Raw genomic sequence first — 19,932 nt, forward strand, 5'->3', positions numbered from 1 at the left:
TCGGGCGGCACGACAACTTCTTTGACCTCGGTGGACATTCGCTGCTAGCGCTGCAAGTGCTTGAGCAACTCCGGCGGCGGGGTTTGATCCTCGATCTTTCCGTGCATTTCACGAATCCTCGTCTCGATCAGTGCGCCGAGAAGGTGCGCCCCGCATCGAAGAACCATCGAAAATCTGCGAGCCAACTTATTCCGCTTCGACTCGCGAACAGTCAGCCACTTATCCTCTGTCACGCTTGTGGCGGAGGGCTGAGCGTCTATGATGACCTCGTGCGGGCGCTGCCAGCTACACAGACCATCTACGGTATACATGCCCTAGAGTTCGGTCACGAACTCCTGAAGGTGGGTTCGATTGATGAGATCGCCCAAGTCTATGCTCGGGCTATTGTTCCTGTGCTGCCGGACATGGCTTGTACGCTCGCGGGATGGTCTTTTGGCGGTGTGCTCGCCCACGCCGTTGCTGGGATGCTAATCTCTGCAAACGTGAGGGTCGATTTAGTGGCATTGATCGATAGTGCCCATCCGTCGGCGCCAGAGACGCCTTCCACTCTCACCTTGGACCAGGAATGGTCTGAATTCCTTGCATTCCTTGTCGACGAGGGAGGATTGTCGCCTGAGCACGATGCAACCATGAAAATTCGACCGGGTGACTTCGCTACGCTCGCGAGCGCTGCTTTTGGTACATGGAAAATCGGTGTACCGGCGCTTGAGGAAATCTTCCAAATGTTCATTCGCCATATTCGCGCGGGCAAACTATACGTACCTAAGAAGGTTTCGGCGCTCTGCGTCTATTACACTCGGGAGTCCACTAGCGCAGCAACTCCATGGCACGCTGCTTTCGAGAGCCTCGTTGAAGGGCCCCCTCTTCCTGGCGACCATGGTTCCCTTCTGAAGCATCCAAATGTGACCGTTCTTGCGGAGGACCTCTCACATCGCCTTCCCGGCGAGGCATTCGTTCGCCGTCCAACAAAAGCTTCAAAAGACGCACCTTTTCCAATAGATCAGGACCTGTAGCAGTGAAGTGGACCCCATCCGGTGGGGCCACGGCGACCAATCTCTTAGTTGGATTCTCGGCCGCTCCGATCTCCTGATATCACGCTGCGAACAGCTCTGTCTGCTGCTGTTGTTGCGCCTGTGATTGCTCACAATACACTCTCGACGATGGTGGCGTGGTGAACGAGGCGATCGATGGCGGCGAGGGTCTCCATCAGCCCATGCCCGATGAAGCACAGCTTCGTCTCCTTGCCTTTACCCTTGCGATAGAGCCTGGCATCGGGATCGGTGGTCGAAGCATGGGTGTCGTTCGAGCGTCTCTGGCCATGGAAGTCCGCTTCGGCATTGCGCCCGCCTTTGCGCCGGCGGCTCGCCCGAGCCGTCCTTCGGCTTGACGCTCTTCATCGAGGCCCAGGCCTCGATCAGCGTGCCATAGACCGAGAAGTGATCGCTCGACAGAAGCTTCTTCACCTTGGGCTGCGCGCCAGCAACGCCACGAGGAACTTGGCCGAGATGTCGCCTTCCAGTCGCCGGTCGCGGTTCTTCGAGAACACCGAATGGTCCCAGGCTGCGTCGTCAACGCCGACTCCGACGAACCAGCGGAACAGCAGGTCGTATTCCAGCCGCTCCATCAGAAGCCGCTCCGAGCGGATTGAATAAAACGTCTGCAATGAAGTGGCCAAGGCCGACTTCCTGTTTGAGTTCGTGGTAGTTGCGCTCAATGCGCCAGCGCAGCTTGACGATATCGACGAACTGACGGAAGCCAATGTTCGCCGGAAGCGTTGACAACCAATATTTGGTCGGCGCCTCCTCGCCTGCCGGCCACTCGATCAGCAGCTATTCCTCCGGCCGGCTTTCGGCGCGCCAGTAATCTCGAGGTGCCGGACGGACGCGCACACGGGCAAAGCGCGAGGACAACCGCTCTGCCGTACCCTCACGCCACGTGATCTTGTGCCAAGCACGTGATGGCAGGCCGATCGCAAGCTTCTTGGCCGAAATCGGTCGGTGCTTGCTGTCACGCCGCAGCAACTTTGGAGGTCGCCCGTTCCCCGACCACTTCTTCGGCGGCCGCGGCCCAGTTCCAGGCGTCCATACCGATGTTTGTGGCAGGATGCCAGCCACATAGCTCAGGCCAAGTGCGGTGATATTTCCACGCAGAGCGGTGTCGGTGCCATAGCCGGTGTTGGCGAGCTTGATCCAACGGCCGAAGGTGAGATCAATGCTGAGATCGAACGTTTCGAGATACAGGCGGAGGAAAGCTATCATGGCGCCGTTGAGGCCAGCTCCCTCCGGCTGATTGATGCGCTCAAAGCCGGTAAGGCCGAAATCTGGGGTAACGACGACGATGGCGATGCTCGAAGTGCTGGAAGAGCGGGAGTTGGTTTGAGTTTTATATGTCATGCGCGCACCTTGATTCACCCGCCTGATAGCTCGCGAAGATATGCGCGGGATCAAAATTGGGCCCGCGGTCGAGCGACAGCGCATAGAGCTCGAACTTCCGTTGGCTGATCCGTGTGATCAGACGCTGCTCATCGGCGACGGCCATGGTCAATCTCGTCAGTCGGCAGGCGCCGGGCGCGGGGACTCGGCCGCATCGTCATGATGCCTCCGCTGCGGCCTGGGCCAAGAGGTCGTGGGCCTCCCATTCGTCGCCGCGCGGTGTGATGACGAACTCGCGATCCCAGACGCCCCAGTTTGTCGCCAGCGGAACCTGTGCCAAGGGGTTATGGACATAGGTCAACGGGCGGGTCCGGCGCGAGAGGTTGCCGAGACCGACGCGCGACCAGATCACACCTGAGATGTCGGCAAAACGCTCGTCGAGGAATGCCGTGCGCGCGATCGGATTGTGTTCCCGGTTGATGAAGGGGGCAGGGTGAAATCCTTCGTCAACGACATTGCCGGTCTCGCGATCGATCGTGATGTAGGCGTCTCCGATCGGAAACAACGTGGTCATGATCAGCGGCAATGGCTGTTCGGCGACATAGACACCGAAGCGGCTCGCACTGATTGCGATGATCCTCGTGTCCTCCGGCACGATCACTCCCTCTTCGAGATAGCGCGCGATCCTCTGCGCCTTGGTCCAGAACGCCCCGGACGTGCGCAACTGCGCCTGACGGATCGGTGCGACGAAGAGGCCGCCCCCCTCGTTGAGAGGAACCGGACGCACGATTTGGTCAGGACCTGGGGCGCCTTCATCTGGGGTAATGGCCTCGATCCAGATACGGTGGCCATCTTCCAAGACGCAGAGATCCGGCTGGCCACCCTCGCGCTGACGCTCGACCACCGGGAGCAAGGTGCGGCCAGCGTCGATCAATGTGCAGCCCAGATACATCTCCCAGAAGCGGCCATCTACGTCGCGCGCGAAGCCCTGTCGAAAGTCAGGATCGGCATAAGGCTCGTAGCGCGCCCACATCTCCTGCAGCATGGCGCGAAGCTGCTGCTCGATCGGAAATTCGGCGGCCTTGAGGTTCTCGAACGCGCGATCGAGATTGGCACTATCAACGTCGAATAGATCACTCATCGTCTGCTCGTCTCATGCCCGGCGCATCATCCGCTCGATGCGAACACGGTGGAAGCCGTGCGAATGGATCTGCTGGCGAAGCTGCTTGATGTCGTTGACGCCGAACGCCACCGCCGCTTTCAGCGGGCTGGCGAAGGTTGCGTAGAAGGTCCACCGCGCGCCGCTCGGCAGCGTCGGATTCTGCCGGCGATCGGTGATGACGACGTCGCGCGGATCGCTGCTGTTGCGGAAGGCGTGAAAGGTGAACCAGTCTGGCCGGCGATAGCGCGCCGCCTTGCTGAAGGGCACGGACTGAACCTTCACGTCGGTCTGGTCGAGTGCCCAGTCGCGCTGCTCCAGGATCTGCCGCACCATGTGGCCGACCATCTGCTTGACGCGATCAGCGAGGACGTCCTCACGAAATTCGGCGAGGAGCTGTTCCTCGATGCCTTCGACGGCGGGCTTGCCGAGCTCGGACGCCGTCTCCAGGCGAGCGACGTTTTCGGGCTGTGTGAGGAAGGTCCAGACGCGCTGGCCAAGCTCGGTCGCGTAGAGTGACGCAAATTTCTCGGGGTTGTAGGCAAACATGACTGGGCCTCCTTTACCGGGCAAATATGGCCGGTTATAAGCGTCTGTCAATAGGAGGGCGACGAGCGCCCGCTGATTCTATCGGGAGGCTGGGTTGGACTTCGAAGATCTCGTGACGGCCCTTGAGCCACCGCCCAACCGGGTCGGAAAATCGGACGACCTCCACGAACATCATCTCTATGAGGGCGCTGTCATGCTCGCCTACGCGATGTATTTGCTCCGCACGCAAGGCGCGCGTGACGTCCGCATCCATCCCGATGGCGAGCACGGAAAGCAGTTCGATTTCACGAGCTGGCTGGGCGGCAAGCGTTCACCAAGGTCTCCAGCCTCGGTAGCACCGCCTATTCGTACTGAGTCAGAAGGTCGCACGGTTCGACTTTGAGAATCAACTATTTGAGAAGATTCAGGATTGGCGTGCGAGGTGCTGACATGAATCGGAGAGACGGGGAGAAGGTCGAAGCACGGTTTGCAGCTTATGTCGCGGGTCTTGCGGGGGTGCTCGGTCACGCCGACCGGATTGGCCCGCTGCGCGACTATTGCACCGGGCTAGTCCTGCCGGGCGAACGCAAGAGCGTGGAGCCGATGGCGGCGAAGACGGCCCCGGCGCGGACGGCGGCACAGCATCAGTCGTTGCTGCATTTTGTCGGTGTCGCGTCCTGGTCGGACGAGAAGGTGCTGGCCAAGGTACGCGAGATGGTGCTGCCTGCAATGGAACGGCAGGGGCCGATCGAGGCGTGGATCATAGATGACACGGGTTTCCCCAAGCAGGGGAAGCATTCAGTAGGCGTGCAGCATCAATATTGCGGGCAGCTCGGCAAAGAAGCCAATTGTCAGGTGGCTGTCTCGCTGTCGATCGCAAACCACTCCGCCAGCCTACCGGTGGCCTATCGGCTGTATCTGCCGAAGGAGTGGAATAAGGACAGGGTGCGCCGGAACAAGACAGGCGTGCCGCGGGACATAACCTTCAAGACCAAGCCGGAGATTGCACTCGATCAAATACGGTGGGGATGCGAGGCCGGCCTGCCGCGCGGTGTCGCCTTGATGGACGGTGCTTATGGTACTGACTCTCGGCTGCGCACCGGCATGACGGCGTTGGGTGTGAGCTACGTCGTCGGCATTCAGCCGAAGATTCTGGTATGGCCACCCGGCACTGGACCGAGGCGGAGAGGCCGGCCGCTGAACAATACGGGGCGTCGCGACGAACCCGATCTGATCTCGGCCAAACGCCTGGCGCATGGTCTACCCAAAGATGCCTGGCACACGATCCGGTGGCGAGAAGGTTCATCCGAGTGGCTATCGTCGCGCTTCGCCCGCGTGCGCGTTCGGGTCGGACATACCCAGCTCAAGCCAGAATTGCTGTCGGAGGAATGGTTGCTGATCGAGTGGCCCGTAGGCGAAGTCGAGCCGACCAAGTATTGGCTGTCGACGCTGCCAGCCGATATCGGCTTGCGCGAGCTCGTCGACCTCGCCAAGCTGCGCTGGCGTATCGAGCGCGACTATCTGGAACTCAAGCAGGAGGTCGGGCTTGGGCACTTTGAAGGGCGCGGCTGGCGCGGCTTCCATCACGCCACGATGTGCATCGCAGCCTACGGCTTCCTGATCTCCGAGAGGGAGACGATTCCCCCCTCGAGACCTCGTTCCACCACGATCTTACCGACGTCTGTCCTACCCGACGGCTATCGACCCAGAGGATCTCCCCTTGCGGCCTGAACGTCACATTGCGAACTCGATCGCGACCATGCGTGTGCGCCTGATCAACGCGCTCATCAGAACCTTGCCGCGATGTCCCTGTTGCGGCAGCAACGCCGCAACATACAGACAACAAAAAATTATGACGCAGTACGACTATGGCGGGGTCTATCGCAATCCGGCGGACCAGACGATCACCATCAACCCGAAGTCCGGGTTCGGTGATGTCGTCGCGGCTGTCGGAGACCATGTCATTGCGGCCGAATGCAAGGGTGAAGCTCAGCCGCTACATCGCCGTTGTCCTGTCGAAAAAGTCGATTGGGGCCCCTTGGGTGAAGAAGGAGCTCGACGTGGCGATGAACCGCGAGATCGCCAGCGGCGAGGTGGTCGTGCTGCCGCTGCTCTACGAAGAATGTGAGTTGCCGGAGTTCCTGAAAGGCAAGCTCTACGCCGATTTCTCCACGCCCGAGGAGTACGAGGCGGTTCTCGGCAAGCTTTTGCGGCGGCTCCGGATCTCCTGATGAGCGAGACCGGTCCCAGCATGGCGATGCTTACGGCGATGACGGACCTGTGGCGGCTACGTCCTCCCGGGCCCGACAATATTCTCGCGCACCCCGCCTTCGTGCGGCTGCGCGAAACCTGCCGCGACGGCTATCCGAACGCCGGCAAGAAGGGACCGGCCTTCGCGCTCTCGATCGCATTGCGAGCCTTGGGCTTTCCATGTCACCTGCGGAAGGACACGGCCCATCTTGCGTTGCCTGTGGAGGAAGCGGCGAAGGGGCTGGACGCGGCGCTGCGCGCCACCCGGACTAGGCACATCCACCTTGCGCCGCTCGCATTCGGTCCGGCCAGGGTGTGCCGGTTGACCGCCACAAAGGGATGCGCGCTCCACAAATAGAATGCGGGGACGGGTGGCCGGCCTGCTGGGCGATCGACGCTTCGCTGACCAGTATGAGCAACTCTTCAACGTGCGGAGCGCATTCCTGCATGGGCGCGCCATGACGGCCATTTCGACGAAAGAGCGGGTGATGGCGCGGTCATTGGCCCGCCAGGTCGTTGAGGCGCTGATCCTTGCGACCCTCGCGGGACCGATCGGCTCGCGGGAGGACTTCCTCGACGGTCTGCTCGATAAGGGCGCGCCCTTGATCTAGGAGGAACGGACGGGTCCGAGGGGGATACTTGGGCTTGAAAGATGTCAGAAAACTGCGTATATTTCTGACAGGAGATGGCCATGCAACGGTTAACCGAACAGATTCTTGCGCATGCCAAAGGACTGCCGGAAGGCACGCCCTTGGCGGCTAAGAGCTTGCTTCACCTCGGTAATCGCGCCGCGGTGGATCAGGCCTTGTCGCGGCTGACCGAGCGGGGCCACCTGATCCGGGCCGGTCGGGGCGTTTATCTCCGTCCCATCACGAGCCGATTCGGTACGAGGGCTCCATCAGTCCAGCAGGCGGTCGAGGCGCTCGCCAACCAGCGCGGCGAAGTCATCGTCCCGAGCGGGGCGGCGGCGGCCAACACCCTCGGCCTGACGACCCAGGTGCCGGTTCGGTCGGTCTATCTGACCTCCGGCCGCAGCCGAACGATGAATCTCGGCAAGCAGGTCGTTGAACTTCGTCATGCTCCGCGCTGGCAACTCGCCCTGGCCTATAAGCCGGCTGGCGAGGCAGTGCGGGCGCTGGCCTGGCTCGGGCCGGAGAAGGCAGAAGCCGCATTGAAAACACTGAAGCGGAAGCTCCCGCCGTCCACCTTCAGCGAACTGGTCGCGGCAGCGCCGCAGCTTCCGACCTGGCTGGCGCGCAGTGTGGGAAAGGCGGCGCATGGCTGACGCCTTTCTCCACCTCCCGGTGGCCGATCGCCACGAGGCGCTGAGCGTCGCGGCCGACCAGTCGGGACGACCAGCGCACCTTCTCGAGAAGGATGTGTGGGTCGTCTGGGCGCTCGCCACGCTCTACGGATCGGCGCTCGGCGAGCATCTGGTGTTCAAGGGCGGCACATCGCTGTCGAAGGCCTATGGAGTCATCCGGCGTTTTTCCGAGGACGTCGACCTGACCTACGACATCCGGGCAATTGCGCCGGATCTGGTGGGCGACACGGGCGAGGCGTTGCCGAAAACGCGCAGCGAGGAGAAGCGCTGGTCGAGTGAGGTGCGCAAGCGTTTGCCGGAGTGGGTGGCGGGGACCGCACAGCCGGTCATCGCGGACGCGCTGGCCGCGGAGGCGTTGCCTGCCACGATCCGCGTCGAGCGCGAGAAGCTGTTCATCGACTATGAGGCGATTGCCGCAGGCTCCGGCTACGTGGCGCCAAGCGTGATGCTCGAATTCGGCGCGCGATCGACGGGCGAGCCGGCAAGCCTGCGGGACATTACCTGCGACGCATCGGGCCTGGTCGAAGGCGTGGTCTTCCCAATGGCCCGGCCCCGCGTGATGCATGCCGAGCGAACCTTCTGGGAAAAGGCGACGGCGATCCACGTCTTCTGTCTGCAGGAGCGGCTCCGCGGCGATCGCTTCGCACGACACTGGCACGATGTCGTGCGGCTGGATGAGGCCGGTCTTGCGGATGCGGCTTTCGCGGATCGGGAGTTGGCGAACGCTGTCGCGCGCCACAAGGGCATGTTCTTCGCCGAGAAGGCCGCCGACCGCAGTCCGATCGATTACGTGGCGGCCGTAAACGGCGGTTTGCAGATCGTGCCGGGCGGCGATGCCTCCAAGGTGCTGCAGGAAGACTATGGCCGCATGGTCGAGGACGGGTTGCTCTTGGAAGATGCCGAACCCTTCGAGAGTCTGATGGAGCGCTGCGCCGATATCGCCGCGCGGGCCAACCGCGCGGGCGCATAGAGGGGCAGGCGAATGCTCAGTCGGGGATCGGAGTGGCGGCGGTGGGAGCCGCATATTCATGCACCGGGCACGGTGATGAACAACCAGTTCTGCGGTCCCACAGCGTGGAGTGACTATCTCACCGCGCTGGAGCGGGCCATGCCGGTCATCGAGGCGATCGCCCTGACCGACTATTACGTGACTGATACCTACGAAGAGGTGCTGAAGCACAAAGCGGTTGGCCGGCTGCCTGCCACCAAGCTGATCTTCCCGAATGTCGAGCTACGGCTCGACGTGGCCACAGCCAAGGGCGGATTCGTCAATCTTCACCTGTTTGTCAGCCCGGAGGATCCAAAGCACATCGAGGAATTGCAGCGACTGCTGTCGCGTCTGCAGTTTAACGTCATGCAGGACCGCTTCGATTGCACGCGCGCGGACCTCATCAAGCTTGGCAAGAAGGCCGATCCGGACATCACCGACGACCGCGCGGCGCTGGCCTATGGAGCCAACCAGTTCAAGGTCAACTTCCAAAAATTGCGCGAGGTGTTCTCGGAGAGCGGCTGGGCGAAAAAGAACATACTGATTGCGGTCGCGGGTGGCGCGACAGACGGAACGTCGGGCGTGCGGGAGGCTGCGGACCAGACGATCCGACGCGAAATCGAAGGCTTTGCGCATGTGATCTTTGCCAGCAGCCCGGCCCAGCGCGAGTTCTGGCTAGGCCAGAGGGATCTTGGCCCCGATGAAATGCGAGCCCGATGCGGTGGGTTGAAACCCTGTCTGCACGGGAGTGACGCCCACAAGCTCGACGATGTCGCCTTGCCGTCCCCTTGTCGGTGATGGGAAGGTCAAGGTGAGTTGGGCTTCCGGAGAACCGAGCGTCCGCGCGCTCGATGGCTCGGATGCCAACGGGCCGTTTAGTTATGAGCGCGTGCGGTATCTGTCGCAGCAGTTCGTGGAGGAGCTTTGCTCGTCGAGCGGGCTGACCGACGGCCTTTTGCGCGAAATCGAACGGGTGATCTTTGAGGCCCATCCAGACGACGCCCGGGACGGCACGTTGGACTTCGCCGAGCTTCTCGACCACCGCGCATCGCGCCATCGCCTTGCGCGTGAACGCGAGGCCGAGGCCGTGTCGCAGATCTCCGAGCGCATCGGTACCGAGCTGGAGAAGGAAAAGCTGATCGCGACCTATGAGGGGCAGGTCGCGCAAAAGAAGAAGCTGGTCGATGCGTACACGGCCGACCGTGCCAAGCTCGTATCGGCCGGCAGCGAGAAGCGAGCCCAGCGTCACACGGAATTGGCGGGAGCCGCAAACCAGGTTCGGGCGAAGCTGCGGCAGTTCGCCGGCCAGCGGCAAACCTTCCTGGCAATGCAGGACGAGGTGAAGGACCTACGGCGTAACCAGGCTCCAGAAGCGCTGAGACAGGCCCAGTCGCGCCATACCCACAGTGGCATGTCAGCAGAGCAGTGGGCGTCCTTCCTGCTGGACTACAAAGGACCCGTCGACAATGATCTCGCCGGCTACGTGAAATGGGTCGATGGCGAGATCGCCAAGCTCAAGGGAACGACGCCGGCGCCGAGCGATCCGAACACGCCGTACTTTCGAGACGACGTCGATCTGAGCACGCTGTCACAAGCCGTTCTTGAGGCGGAGATGGCGCGGCTGGAGAAGCTGGTCAGCGCCGACAAGGAGACGCAGCGACGATACACAGCGCTTTCTGGCAGCATCGCGACCGAGACCGCAGCGCTGCAAACGCTTACCGATAAGCTGAAGGACGCACAGGGCGCCAGAGATCGGGCGCGCGACCTGCAGACGCAACGCGAGGAGGCTTATGGCAGCGCTTTCGACGCGCTTGTCGCGGAACAATCAGTGCTGGAGAACCTCTACGCGCCGCTCATGGCGCGGCTCGCTGCCTCGTCTGGCACGCTGAAGAAGCTTTCCTTCTCCGTGACGCGTGTCGCCAACGTGGAGCAGTGGGCGTCCGAGGCGGAAGACGGTCTGATCGACCTCAGGAAGGCTGGCGCGTTCCGGGGCAAGGGCACGCTGCTGCAGAAGGCGAATGAGGTGTTGAAGGGGGCATGGGAAGCCGGGGATTCGGCCGTCGTCATCGGCGCGATGGCGGAGTTCCGACGGCTCTATCAAAGGGACCTGCTGGATCATTCTCCGGTCGCGCACACCGACCAGGCGGAATTCCGCGCATGGTCGAAGCGCTTTGCTCAATGGCTGTTCAGCACGGATCACATCGCGATCCGCTATGGGATCGACTACGATGGTGTCGACATCCGCAAGCTGTCGCCGGGCATCCGCGGCATCGTGCTCTTGCCGCTCTATCTGGCACCGGACGACAGCGACAACCGGCCGCTCGTGATTGACCAGCCCGAGGAGAACCTCGATCCCAAGTCGGTTTTCGATGAGCTGGTCCACCTCTTCATCGAGGCGAAGGACCATCGTCAGGTGATCATGGTCACCCACAACGCGATCCTCGTGATCAACACTGATGCGGATCAGATCATCATTGCCGACGCCGGGCCGCACGGCTCCCTGCCGCCGATCTCATACAGGTCGGGCGGGCTGGAGAACGCGGAGATCAGGAAGGCGGTCTGCGACATTCTCGAGGGTGGCGAAGGCGCGTTCCAGGAGCGAGCGCGAAGGCTGCGCGTGAGGCTGGAGCGATGAGAGTATCAGCGCTGCGCCTTGTCAGGTCACCGCCTCAATACAAGCCTCGCCGCTCACCGGTTCCCAGCGAACCCGCGAAAGACGTCACGATGGAGCCGTCACCAAGCGCGATCGGGGGCGGGTCGTTTTCGATGATCACGAACTGAGCCTGGGCTTTCTGCTCTACTAGGAACCGATAGAAATGTTCCTTGAGTCCGCTATCCTTCACTTCCTTTTCGTCAGCAGCCAGCTCGCCATGCCGAGAGGTCAGCGGATCGCGGTAGCTCAGCAGTGGACTATCGAGAACCACGATGCCTGGATGCGGGAGCTCCTTCTTCCGGCAGTACAACAGCACACCAATCTTAAACGCAGCATTCATTAAAGCCCGGACGCCCTTTCCATTTGCGCGGCGGCTTTTCCCGTCAATGAGAATATCGTGCGTCTTGTCGTCGAAGGAGACGGTAGGCAGACCCGGAAATTTCCAAGCGTGAAGCACCGTCTGGACGGTGGTCGCAAACTCGTGCCCAGTCACGCCGTCTATCGCGGAAATTTCGTGCGAAGAGTTCTGCAACTGGACTCGGATATGGTTTCGCTACGTAGATCTCAGGGCTAGAGATGTTCGCGCGGGGCGATTGTCTGATGCGAATATCACCTCGCTACGGGGTGATCTCATTGCCCTACTCACTGATTGGATCCAACGTGGCGTCGTTTATCCCAAGTTCTATTTGCTGCGGGCAGATGTCCTTGACCTCGTTCCAATAGGGAAGCGTACGGCCCCGAGGAGGTGCAGGCGCAAAATGACCGACTCCGGTACGAGAGGTTGCTTGATCTCGTCAACGAAGGTCGGCCAAAAGCAAATGACCCGCGTGGGGAAGAAGCTGCGCTTGTTGCTTTGGCGCGTTTCCGCCCAGCCATTCCGGTAATGAACGGATAACTCTCTGAGGAGAAAGGCTATGTTGCGGCCGCTGACACGGGCGAAGTCGGCGGCGGCAACTAGGTGAACGAGGTCGCGCGCGGGCGCGACGCCATCGGCTCGTGGGCGAGGCGGGGCCGAAACTTGTGCATATATTTCGGACAATCTTTTTGTAGTGATGATGATCAGTACCAGGCTGTGGGCGTCGGGCCGAAGCGTACCCCGATCTCCACGAAGAAGGCACAATCAGCCAAGCGCGGCGCTAGCCGGCCTAGGGCCAAGCGAAATCGACCATCTGCTCCAAAGACCTTGCGAATGTCCATCTGCAGGATAGGAAGCAATCGCGTATATTGCGCTAGGTGGTATAATACGCGGACAAAGCGATTAGCCCAGTGATGCGAGCGGATCGCGACTAGTCTCATGACTAGTCCTTCTGAGGAATTTTTATGCTGGACTTGATCGCTTTATGGCGGTTGTGTGGAGAAGCCCACACACAGGGGACGAAATTCGAGCAACGGAGTTGTTGGTAACACCCATGAAGACCCCGCCACTCGATCCTGATGTCGCCGATTCAGCTCCGGATGATCCGGTGCTCACGGGCTACGATGAACAGCATCTCGTGACGTATTGGCGGCTTCTCGATGCCGAGACCGATGGCGCCGACTGGAAAGAGGTGGCTCGGATGGTCTTGTATATTGATCCAGATCGCGAGCCGGCGTGCGCTCGCAATGCGTTTGATAGTCACTTGGCGCGAGCAAAATGGATGGCTGATCACGGTTACCGCGATTTGCTGCGCGCGGCGGCGCGACCAAATAGCAAGAATTTGTCGATTAGAATTCGCAATTGAGAATGGATTTCTCCCACTGACAACGTGATCGCCTGTACGCATCACGCAATGCACAATTGGTGGCTTCCCCAACAACCAAAGGCTTCATAGACATTTCGCAATCGCCTTACGGCAGGGGATCAGAGCAATGTCCGAGTTCGACTGGCTGCCGGGCGCGTATCAGCACGCCATCAAGTCAGGGGAGGTGGCGGATTTCGCCTGGGAGGCGGTCCGCCGAAGGCCCAACTATCGAAATGCCTACCGGGACGCTCGCTCGAAGGGCGGGCAAGTTTCCGAATTCCGAAGGAGATGGGCGTCTGCTTTCGCTAATGAGCGGGCTCGGTAACGTAAATGAAAGAGGCCGCTAACCGAGGAGCCCTTATTGTCGTGAAGTCGCAAGCGCACTTTGCTTGAATTCAGAGTGGCTGGCGACCGTCGCTGATGTTGGCAGGGCAACGACAACTCGATAAGTCGTCAAGTACCTGAACGATGGCAACAACCTACAACAGGCCGAGACGCAACTCTCTCACCTCGGCCGTGGTCCCGCTAGACACGCCGGGATGGTCAATGTGCCCATTCATCGGGTCTCTACAATCCTTTCGGAAACCCTGGTCGATCGCAGCACAGGCGTCGGTGATGATCATCTCGTTCGCGGGTCCCAGCGGTGCTGTGTCGGTCGCGCGCCAGCTCGGCCTCGAGCACTCGTTGAGTTTGCTACAGTACGCCTCCTGCAGCTTGGCAAGCGCAATGCATTTACGGGCATACACTGCTGCCATCTGTCGAAGCTCCGCCTCGATTTGTGAAACCTTGTCCATGATTTGCCTATTGTCGGTTGATGTACGGCTATACCGCGCAACCGTGTCAGCGGCCACCGCGCTTCTCGGCACGTAGCTTGCCCCGGCGAAATGCGAGAGAGCACCCCTCGGGGCTAACGTGACGGATCTCCGCGACCCGCTGAATACTGCTATAGTCCTCATCGAGAGGTGGCGGCGCCTTAATGCCGCTCGCTGCGAGCAGCATTCGAAAGCGAAGCTAGCTCCGCCACCACGATCTCGAGCTTTCGCGCGATGCCCTCGATCTTGGGCGAGTGCTGGTGCTGCGGGGACCGCGTCATGACGTCCCCGCTTGCGGGATGATCCGCATCCTGAACTCCAGCGACAGGTTGATCTTCCCCCGAAAAAATGGACAGGGTTAAGCTGCTTTTAGCTCCATCTCGATCGGGCTGATGTAGCCGATGGCCGAGTGGCGACGCGTTCGATTGTAGAAGCCTTCGATGTAGGCGAAGATATCACGTCTGGCGTGCTCCCGTGTTGCATAATGCCGGTGATGGACGAGCTCGGTCTTGAGCGTGTGGAAGAAACTCTCCATCGGTGCGTTGTCGTAGCAGTCGGCCTTGCGGCTCATCGAGGCCCGGAAGCCGGCGGACTGCATCGCATTGCGATACTCCGCCGAGGCATATTGGGCGATCGGAATGGTGGATCAGGCCGGAGCCAGGCCGCTGCACCGAGATGGCCATGCGCAGGGCTGCCAGCGGCAGCTCGGCACGCAAATGATCCGCCATCGCCCAGCCGACGATCCTGCGGCTGTACAAATCCATGACGGTGGCCAGATAGAGCCAGCCCTGATCGGTCTCGATATAGGTGACGTCGGCGAGCCAGATCCGGTTCGGCGCGGCGGTGGTGAAGTTCCGCTCGAGCAGGTTCGGCGCGATCGGAAAGTCGTGACGGCTATCGGTAGTCCGCACCCACCGTGGCCGCGCCATGATGGCCCTGATACCATGATGGCGCATCAACCGCTCGACACGACCACGGCTCACCCCGCGGCCCTGAGCCTTCAGCTCGGCATGGATGCGCGGGCTGCCATAGCGTCCGCGGGCGTCGCGATGAACCTGCTTGATGTCGTCGACCAACTTACGATTGGCGGCCGATCGCTGGCTCTCCGGGCGCGAGCGCCAAGCATAATAGCCGGCCGGCGAGACCCCGAGCACGTCGCACAGGATCGTCACCGGATAGTCGGCGCGGCGATCTTCGATGAAGCGGAATCTCATTTCGGTCCCCCAGCAAAGATCGCGATCGACTTCCTAAGAAACAGCCGGATTGGCGTTCTTCGGAATGGACTGCAACATGAAGCCAAGCGTCTTGGCCCGGCGCTGAAGGTTCGCGAGGACGCGACTACGGTATTGTTGCTCATAGTGGTCTGCCCCGGGATCCTTGTAGCTCATGCCGTGGCGGAGGGTATTATAAAACAGAACCGCAATCTTGCGGGCGGTCGCCGTCACGGCCTTCGACTTGCCCGCGCGCGAGGCTAGCCGGCGATAGAATGCTCCGAGCGCCGTATCGCTCCTCCCGACGGTAGTGGCTGCCAACCGCAGAAGTGCGGCTGCGCGACTGGAAGATCTGCGTGTGCGCGAGGACAACACCTTGCCGCCAGAGATTTTGTTACCTGGTGCTAGGCGCAGCCAGGACGTGAAGTGCTTGGCGCTGGGCCATGCCCTTAGATCGGTGCCGCACTCACCGACGAGCTTCAAGGCCAACGATGGACCCAACCCATGGATCTCAGTCAAATCGACGCCGAGCACGCCGTAAAGGGCCGTCCTGACATCAAAGGTGGGCGCGTTGACCTGTTTGGTCTTGATGCGCGGCTTGGCCAGCCTTCCGACCGGTTTTGCGCCTCTATCGTTTAGTCCCGCGAGCAAGACCTCGAGCTTGCGGTCACAGTCCAGCATCTTTGCCTGGTAGATGTCGTAGAGTTCCAACGACTGGGTCAGCGCGAAGATATGTTCGTGCCGGTCGTTGCCCACCAGCGCCGCGCGGATCGTCTCGATGGATGAATGGCATCGCACGTCCCGATAGGTTGCCAAGACGTCAGGGTTCCGCTCGCCTGCAACAATGGCTCGGATGATCCGCATGCCGGTCGCGCCCGTGATATCAGAGACCACATGATGGAGTTGCAGATTCATCTCCATCAGGGCCTTCTGCATATGCTGGATATGGGCCGCGGCGTATTCCACCAGCCGCTCGCGCTGGCGCAGATACGCGCGCAGCGTTGCGATCTCGGCATTAGGCCGGAAGCTGCCGCGTAACAGGCCATAGGAATGAAGCTCCCGCAACCACGCGGCATCGCTGACATCGGTCTTCCGCCCGGGCACGTTCTTAGCGTACCGCGCATTGACCAGAATCACATCAAACCCGCGCTGCTCCAGGATCTCGTAGACGGGGATCCAATAGACCCCAGTGGATTCCATCGCGATGCTCGTCACGCCGCAGGCTTTAAACCAGTCCGCGAGCTCATGCAGGTCTTGCGTAAATGTGCCAAAAGAGCGCACAGGCACGTCGGCGCAAGCGGAGTTAACCGCAGCCATGTGCATCTTTGATCCGATATCGATGGCGGCAGCCCCAACGTTGACCGCCTTCAATTCCGGTCGGCCACCGGTCGTCTTCTTGGGCATAGCAATCCTCCAATCAATGATGAGCAGGGAGGGTCTGGGCTATGCCAATCGTCATCTTCCTAATCGGGATCGCCGCCTGGGCGACGTCACCACTCTCAAGCCCGCATGCACCCATGGACCATGTTTTTTAACGGGGATTGTGCCTCCAATAATCGAACGGCCGCTACCCTCCCAACCGCAGAAGCTAGCACAAGGCCGTTTCTACGTCGCACAGGCGCACCACCCTGCTGGACGGTTTTTTAAAATGTCGCGCTCCATACGCAGCCGCTCGTTCTCTCGATGCAGGCGCGCGAGCTCCGCCGCGTGATCCGCCGACGGCAGCGGCGCCTGCGTTGTGGGGCGCCGCGCCGCAGCCGTCGGCTCTCGCCCAGCCCCACGCAATTCCACCCAGCGCCGCAACACGGAATCGCGCAGGCCAAGTTCCTTGGCCACCGACCCGATCGAACGACGGCTCGAAGCCACCAGATCGACCGCTTGCCGCTTATACTCGTCAGTAAACGACCGACGTTGACGTCCTTCCATCCAACACCTCTCCTGGCTCTTCGAGCCTACTACAGGTGTCCATCAATTCGGAGGAGGTTCAGGTCGCGAATCTCGAGCAGCACGTCCGGATTAGCGTCAATTACCGCGCAAGCGTACGCGAACCGCTCCTCGGCGAGGGCAAGGGCCTCAGCACCTGAAACGTCCGCAGGGATACTCATCGCCGGTGCGCCTCATGCTTCGCGATATAGTCGAGAATTCTCGCTCTCGCCAAAAGAAGATCCTCATCGAGCAATGCGTGCATCGCGCCTCGAACGCAAGGGGAAATCGAATTGTCAGTATCGATCATTTTCCGAAAGTTCTGAAAGACACGATCGATCCTCGCGATCGAATCGCCTGCCGTGATCATTCGCTGCTCAGACACGTTGATCCTCCTTCTCGTCGTCAGTAGTGGTTGGATTGGCATTCCTGCGTTCTTCGGCGAGCCGAACGGGATCGTGTGAATGTTTGTTCAGCGCTCGAACATCATCGCGGCGCGCTTCGACGTAACGCCGGATCCGGTTGCAATTATCGATGGGATCGCAAGATGTCTACTTGAGCACGCCGCAGATCTCCTTGAGGATTGCGCAGTGTTGCTTAATCTAGTGGCTTGTCGGCGCCGACATTAAGCGCTCTTCGGATCGGGCGATGAGCAGATCCTGTGAGGCGGGGCTCGTCTCTTCTTCGCGCTTCTGCGCCTTGACGCGCTTTAACAGGTCGGAAACAGATTCGCCGAGCAGGTAGCGTCCATTCCGCTCGCGTTTGAAGTAGCGGTCGGTGACGAGCTTTATTAAGCTCGGATTTGCTGTCTCTTGCGATGCCCGCAGAGTCTCTCGACGAAACGCCGCTATTTGTAACGTCCATTTAGGTTTCGAGTCCCTGGTTGAGATGCAAATGCAGCCGAAGAGTGTCGCGTCTAAAACATTCAGACGATGCGGTGGCGCGAGGCTCGCGCGCGATTTGATCTTATGCCAAAACGCTGCAATGTATGTAAGAGTTGCCAATACCGAGCGCTGGGTAAAATAAAGGCGCCACTGTCAGTGGTGCAGCCGCGTCCACATGAGCTTGCGAATTTCCCGCTCTGCTCGCGCGAAGTTGCCGATGTTGAAGTGAGTGCGCCGATACGCAGCAGCGCGTTCCGCTCGCGACCCCATGATGCGGGGTCTCTCGCGCTTGTACATCTCGTCGCGTGCTTGGCTGAGTGCGCTGCGCACGGAATGTCGGAGTTCCCCTTTGATTCGAGGGAATGTGGTTGCGGTGGGCCGAAAGCTAGTTAGCAGTTGCAGCGCGCGAGCCTTGATCTCCTCAAAATACGGACTAACGCGCACTTACGGTTCTCCTTTAGCGATGATGCTGCTGCATCTATGCTCCTGATAGCCCGGTTAATGGCATCGATATGGCAATCAGACCTCTGTGGACGAAAAGAGCAGTCGCGCTGGCAGCTTGCCCATCACGCATTCTGCGCAGCGCAGCTCAGGGTTGCTCGGAGGCCACAAGCACGTCGTCAAAGTGATTACGGGACCGAGGTGTCGAGTTGGCAACAAGCCCCGCGGGACAGCATTTATGGGCGCCTGGCGGGGCGGTCCCAGCAGCCGCACGCCTGCAGCTATGCCTCGGTCAACGCGTGCGCGATATATGCAATTAGGCCCGACGGATGTTCGATGCCGATCGATAGCCGGATGGTGGAGTCGAGGACGCCGATTTTTCCCGGATGTGAGTCGTAACACCTGAGTGCGTCCTGCTTGCGGGTAGGCTGGCAAGCGACTCGGTACCGCCCAGGCTCACTGCCAGCTTGAAGAGTTTCAGCGCGTTCCGAAATTTGTATGCGGCGGCTTTTCCGTCGACAGTATCGAACGAAAATGTGGAACCTGTGCCAGTGCATTGCTTCGCGAATAGCCGGCCCGCGGCCCGTCTGCCTCGTGGTGAGCGAGGCCACTTTTTCGTAGTCGCGCAGGTATTGCGCTACGAGATGCGCATTTCTATCGGCTTTTCCATGCGAAGGCTCAGTGTTTCGAGCGAGCGGCTGATCATCCAGCAGGAATGCGGGTCCAGTTGGGTGCGGGTGGCGCCTCGCGGCGCTTTGACGTCCTTCATGAGGGCTCTTGACCCGAGCGCAGCGCCAGCGATCAGGTCTGAATGACCGCGACATATTGGTCAGTGAATACAAAGTGAAATCCGCACCATGTTCGATCGGGCGCAGGAACACTGGCCCTAGCAATGTGTTATCGCACGCGACGATTGGCGTGTGCCCCTGGGCGCGGCCGGTCATCTCTGCGACGCGGCGGACCATCGCAGTATCGACCGGCCCATCGGTTGGGTTTGCCAGAGTTTCGATGAAAATCATTGGAACCCTACCTTTGTGTATCGCGTCCCCCGCCGCCAGCCTGACTCCGGTCTCGTCGAGGCCGTCGGCAAAGCCGACGGCACCGAATCGAAAGGCCCGCAAGCGTCTTCACAAGCAACGCTTCCGGTGCACCGTAGAGTGGGTTGAGAGTGCAGAATCACGTCGCCAGGGCTTGCCGAACGCGAGGATCGTCGTCGCAATCACCGCCATGCCGGATGGTGCGCAATTCTCTATGCGCTCGTAGATGGAAATCCCGTCCTCGACAATTTCGCTGTTGGGGTGATTGAACCGCGAATAAACTAGGCCTGCGTCCCATTCCCTCGGGAGGCTCGCGCCGATCTGAGACGAAATCGAAAGTCCATCCCGTCTTCTCGGCAGTCCGGAAAACGAAGGTCGAGGTCAAAAAGACCGGCGGTTTGGCCGCTCCTTGCGATAATTGCGGGTCGTAGCCGTAGTTCAGCATCTGCGTTTCGGACGCAGCTTGTGATTGCCTATATGGGTCTTCAACGAAAAATGCTTCATCATGGCCTAAGCTTCGTTCTATAGATCCAAATCCTTGCCCTGCAGCTAGACGACCGATTCCATGAAACCCGCGTGCTGCAGCAGGCTGAATTGATGGAACGGACGGGTTGTTGGCGGATTCCTCG

At 60.5% G+C, this 19,932-nt stretch carries 16 protein-coding genes and 8 pseudogenes; 11 read left to right on the forward strand and 13 right to left on the reverse strand.

Annotated features, from left to right (window positions below; all coding sequences use genetic code 11):
• The coding region (locus KJQ96_RS36030; RefSeq protein WP_249734951.1) for a thioesterase domain-containing protein at positions 1-1,013 on the forward strand (1,013 nt) is incomplete at its 5' end.
• Positions 1,014-1,201: 188 nt separating this feature from the next.
• Here KJQ96_RS36030 and KJQ96_RS36035 read toward each other — a convergent pair.
• From KJQ96_RS36035 to KJQ96_RS36055, 5 genes and pseudogenes are all read right to left on the reverse strand, one after another.
• Positions 1,202-1,672, reverse strand: a pseudogene (locus tag KJQ96_RS36035) (transposase); the annotation flags it as partial.
• Positions 1,665-2,177, reverse strand: a pseudogene (locus KJQ96_RS40865) (transposase); the annotation flags it as partial. The pseudogenes KJQ96_RS40865 and KJQ96_RS36035, both read right to left, overlap by 8 nt.
• Positions 2,178-2,382: 205 nt before the next feature.
• Positions 2,383-2,538, reverse strand: a complete 156-nt coding sequence (locus tag KJQ96_RS36045; RefSeq protein ID WP_190242072.1) for a hypothetical protein — start codon at positions 2,536-2,538, stop codon at positions 2,383-2,385.
• A 51-nt stretch (positions 2,539-2,589) separates the two neighbouring features.
• Positions 2,590-3,513 (reverse strand): hypothetical protein, encoded by a 924-nt coding sequence (locus KJQ96_RS36050; protein ID WP_108521617.1) that lies wholly within the window; start codon positions 3,511-3,513, stop codon positions 2,590-2,592.
• Between the two features lie 12 nt (positions 3,514-3,525).
• Positions 3,526-4,080, reverse strand: coding sequence for a hypothetical protein (locus KJQ96_RS36055; protein ID WP_108521615.1), 555 nt, complete (start codon positions 4,078-4,080; stop codon positions 3,526-3,528).
• 94 nt (positions 4,081-4,174) lie between these two features.
• Here KJQ96_RS36055 and KJQ96_RS36060 point away from each other — a divergent pair, with 94 nt between their 5' ends.
• The 8 genes and pseudogenes from KJQ96_RS36060 (at position 4,175) to KJQ96_RS36090 (ending at position 11,256) form a co-directional block, all read left to right on the forward strand.
• The gene (locus tag KJQ96_RS36060; RefSeq protein ID WP_202975805.1) at positions 4,175-4,462 is read left to right on the forward strand and encodes a hypothetical protein; all 288 of its coding nucleotides are present in this window, start codon (positions 4,175-4,177) and stop codon (positions 4,460-4,462) included.
• 47 nt (positions 4,463-4,509) lie between these two features.
• Positions 4,510-5,790, forward strand: coding sequence for an IS701 family transposase (locus tag KJQ96_RS36065; RefSeq protein WP_213290887.1), 1,281 nt, complete (start codon positions 4,510-4,512; stop codon positions 5,788-5,790).
• Positions 5,791-5,993: 203 nt separating this feature from the next.
• The gene (locus KJQ96_RS36070; RefSeq protein ID WP_249734953.1) at positions 5,994-6,290 is read left to right on the forward strand and encodes a toll/interleukin-1 receptor domain-containing protein; all 297 of its coding nucleotides are present in this window, start codon (positions 5,994-5,996) and stop codon (positions 6,288-6,290) included.
• Positions 6,290-6,667 (forward strand): hypothetical protein, encoded by a 378-nt coding sequence (locus tag KJQ96_RS40870; RefSeq protein WP_249734954.1) that lies wholly within the window; start codon positions 6,290-6,292, stop codon positions 6,665-6,667. Before KJQ96_RS36070 ends, KJQ96_RS40870 begins: the two co-directional genes overlap by 1 nt.
• Before the next feature lie 13 nt (positions 6,668-6,680).
• Complete coding sequence (locus tag KJQ96_RS40875) at positions 6,681-6,920, forward strand: hypothetical protein (RefSeq protein ID WP_249734956.1); 240 nt, start codon at positions 6,681-6,683, stop codon at positions 6,918-6,920.
• 80 nt (positions 6,921-7,000) lie between these two features.
• On the forward strand, positions 7,001-7,594 hold the full coding sequence (locus tag KJQ96_RS36080) for a DUF6088 family protein (RefSeq protein ID WP_108521611.1): 594 nt from the start codon (positions 7,001-7,003) through the stop codon (positions 7,592-7,594).
• Positions 7,587-8,603: a nucleotidyl transferase AbiEii/AbiGii toxin family protein gene (locus KJQ96_RS36085; protein ID WP_108521609.1), complete on the forward strand. Its 1,017-nt coding sequence runs from the start codon at positions 7,587-7,589 to the stop codon at positions 8,601-8,603. Before KJQ96_RS36080 ends, KJQ96_RS36085 begins: the two co-directional genes overlap by 8 nt.
• Positions 8,604-8,615: 12 nt before the next feature.
• Positions 8,616-11,256: pseudogene (locus KJQ96_RS36090) on the forward strand (TrlF family AAA-like ATPase).
• A 34-nt stretch (positions 11,257-11,290) separates the two neighbouring features.
• On the opposite strand, the gene KJQ96_RS36095 reads toward KJQ96_RS36090, so the two are convergent.
• Positions 11,291-11,806: a hypothetical protein gene (locus KJQ96_RS36095; RefSeq protein ID WP_213290888.1), complete on the reverse strand. Its 516-nt coding sequence runs from the start codon at positions 11,804-11,806 to the stop codon at positions 11,291-11,293.
• A gap of 877 nt (positions 11,807-12,683) precedes the next feature.
• Here KJQ96_RS36095 and KJQ96_RS36100 point away from each other — a divergent pair.
• Positions 12,684-12,995, forward strand: coding sequence for a DNA -binding domain-containing protein (locus KJQ96_RS36100; RefSeq protein ID WP_108521603.1), 312 nt, complete (start codon positions 12,684-12,686; stop codon positions 12,993-12,995).
• A 127-nt stretch (positions 12,996-13,122) separates the two neighbouring features.
• Positions 13,123-13,320 (forward strand): transcriptional regulator domain-containing protein, encoded by a 198-nt coding sequence (locus KJQ96_RS42395; protein ID WP_108521601.1) that lies wholly within the window; start codon positions 13,123-13,125, stop codon positions 13,318-13,320.
• Positions 13,321-13,474: 154 nt separating this feature from the next.
• On the opposite strand, the gene KJQ96_RS36105 is transcribed toward KJQ96_RS42395, so the two are convergent.
• The 7 genes and pseudogenes from KJQ96_RS36105 to KJQ96_RS40890 form a co-directional block, all read right to left on the reverse strand.
• Positions 13,475-13,789 carry a hypothetical protein gene (locus KJQ96_RS36105; protein ID WP_190242061.1) on the reverse strand — a complete coding sequence of 105 codons (315 nt, stop codon included), beginning with the start codon at positions 13,787-13,789 and terminating at the stop codon, positions 13,475-13,477.
• Positions 13,790-14,165: 376 nt separating this feature from the next.
• Positions 14,166-15,045, reverse strand: a pseudogene (locus tag KJQ96_RS36115) (IS3 family transposase); the annotation flags it as partial.
• Between the two features lie 9 nt (positions 15,046-15,054).
• The gene (locus KJQ96_RS36120) at positions 15,055-16,422 is read right to left on the reverse strand and encodes an IS110 family transposase (RefSeq protein ID WP_213290890.1); all 1,368 of its coding nucleotides are present in this window, start codon (positions 16,420-16,422) and stop codon (positions 15,055-15,057) included.
• A gap of 225 nt (positions 16,423-16,647) precedes the next feature.
• Positions 16,648-16,944 (reverse strand): annotated as a pseudogene (locus KJQ96_RS36125) (transposase); the annotation flags it as partial.
• Positions 16,945-18,582: 1,638 nt separating this feature from the next.
• Positions 18,583-19,035: pseudogene (locus KJQ96_RS41580) on the reverse strand (PLP-dependent transferase).
• Between the two features lie 118 nt (positions 19,036-19,153).
• Positions 19,154-19,285: pseudogene (locus tag KJQ96_RS41585) on the reverse strand (methionine gamma-lyase); the annotation flags it as partial.
• A 157-nt stretch (positions 19,286-19,442) separates the two neighbouring features.
• Positions 19,443-19,932: pseudogene (locus tag KJQ96_RS40890) on the reverse strand (hypothetical protein); the annotation flags it as partial.

The sequence above is a fragment of the Bradyrhizobium sp. sGM-13 genome (genome assembly GCF_018398875.1).
Lineage (GTDB): Bacteria > Pseudomonadota > Alphaproteobacteria > Rhizobiales > Xanthobacteraceae > Bradyrhizobium.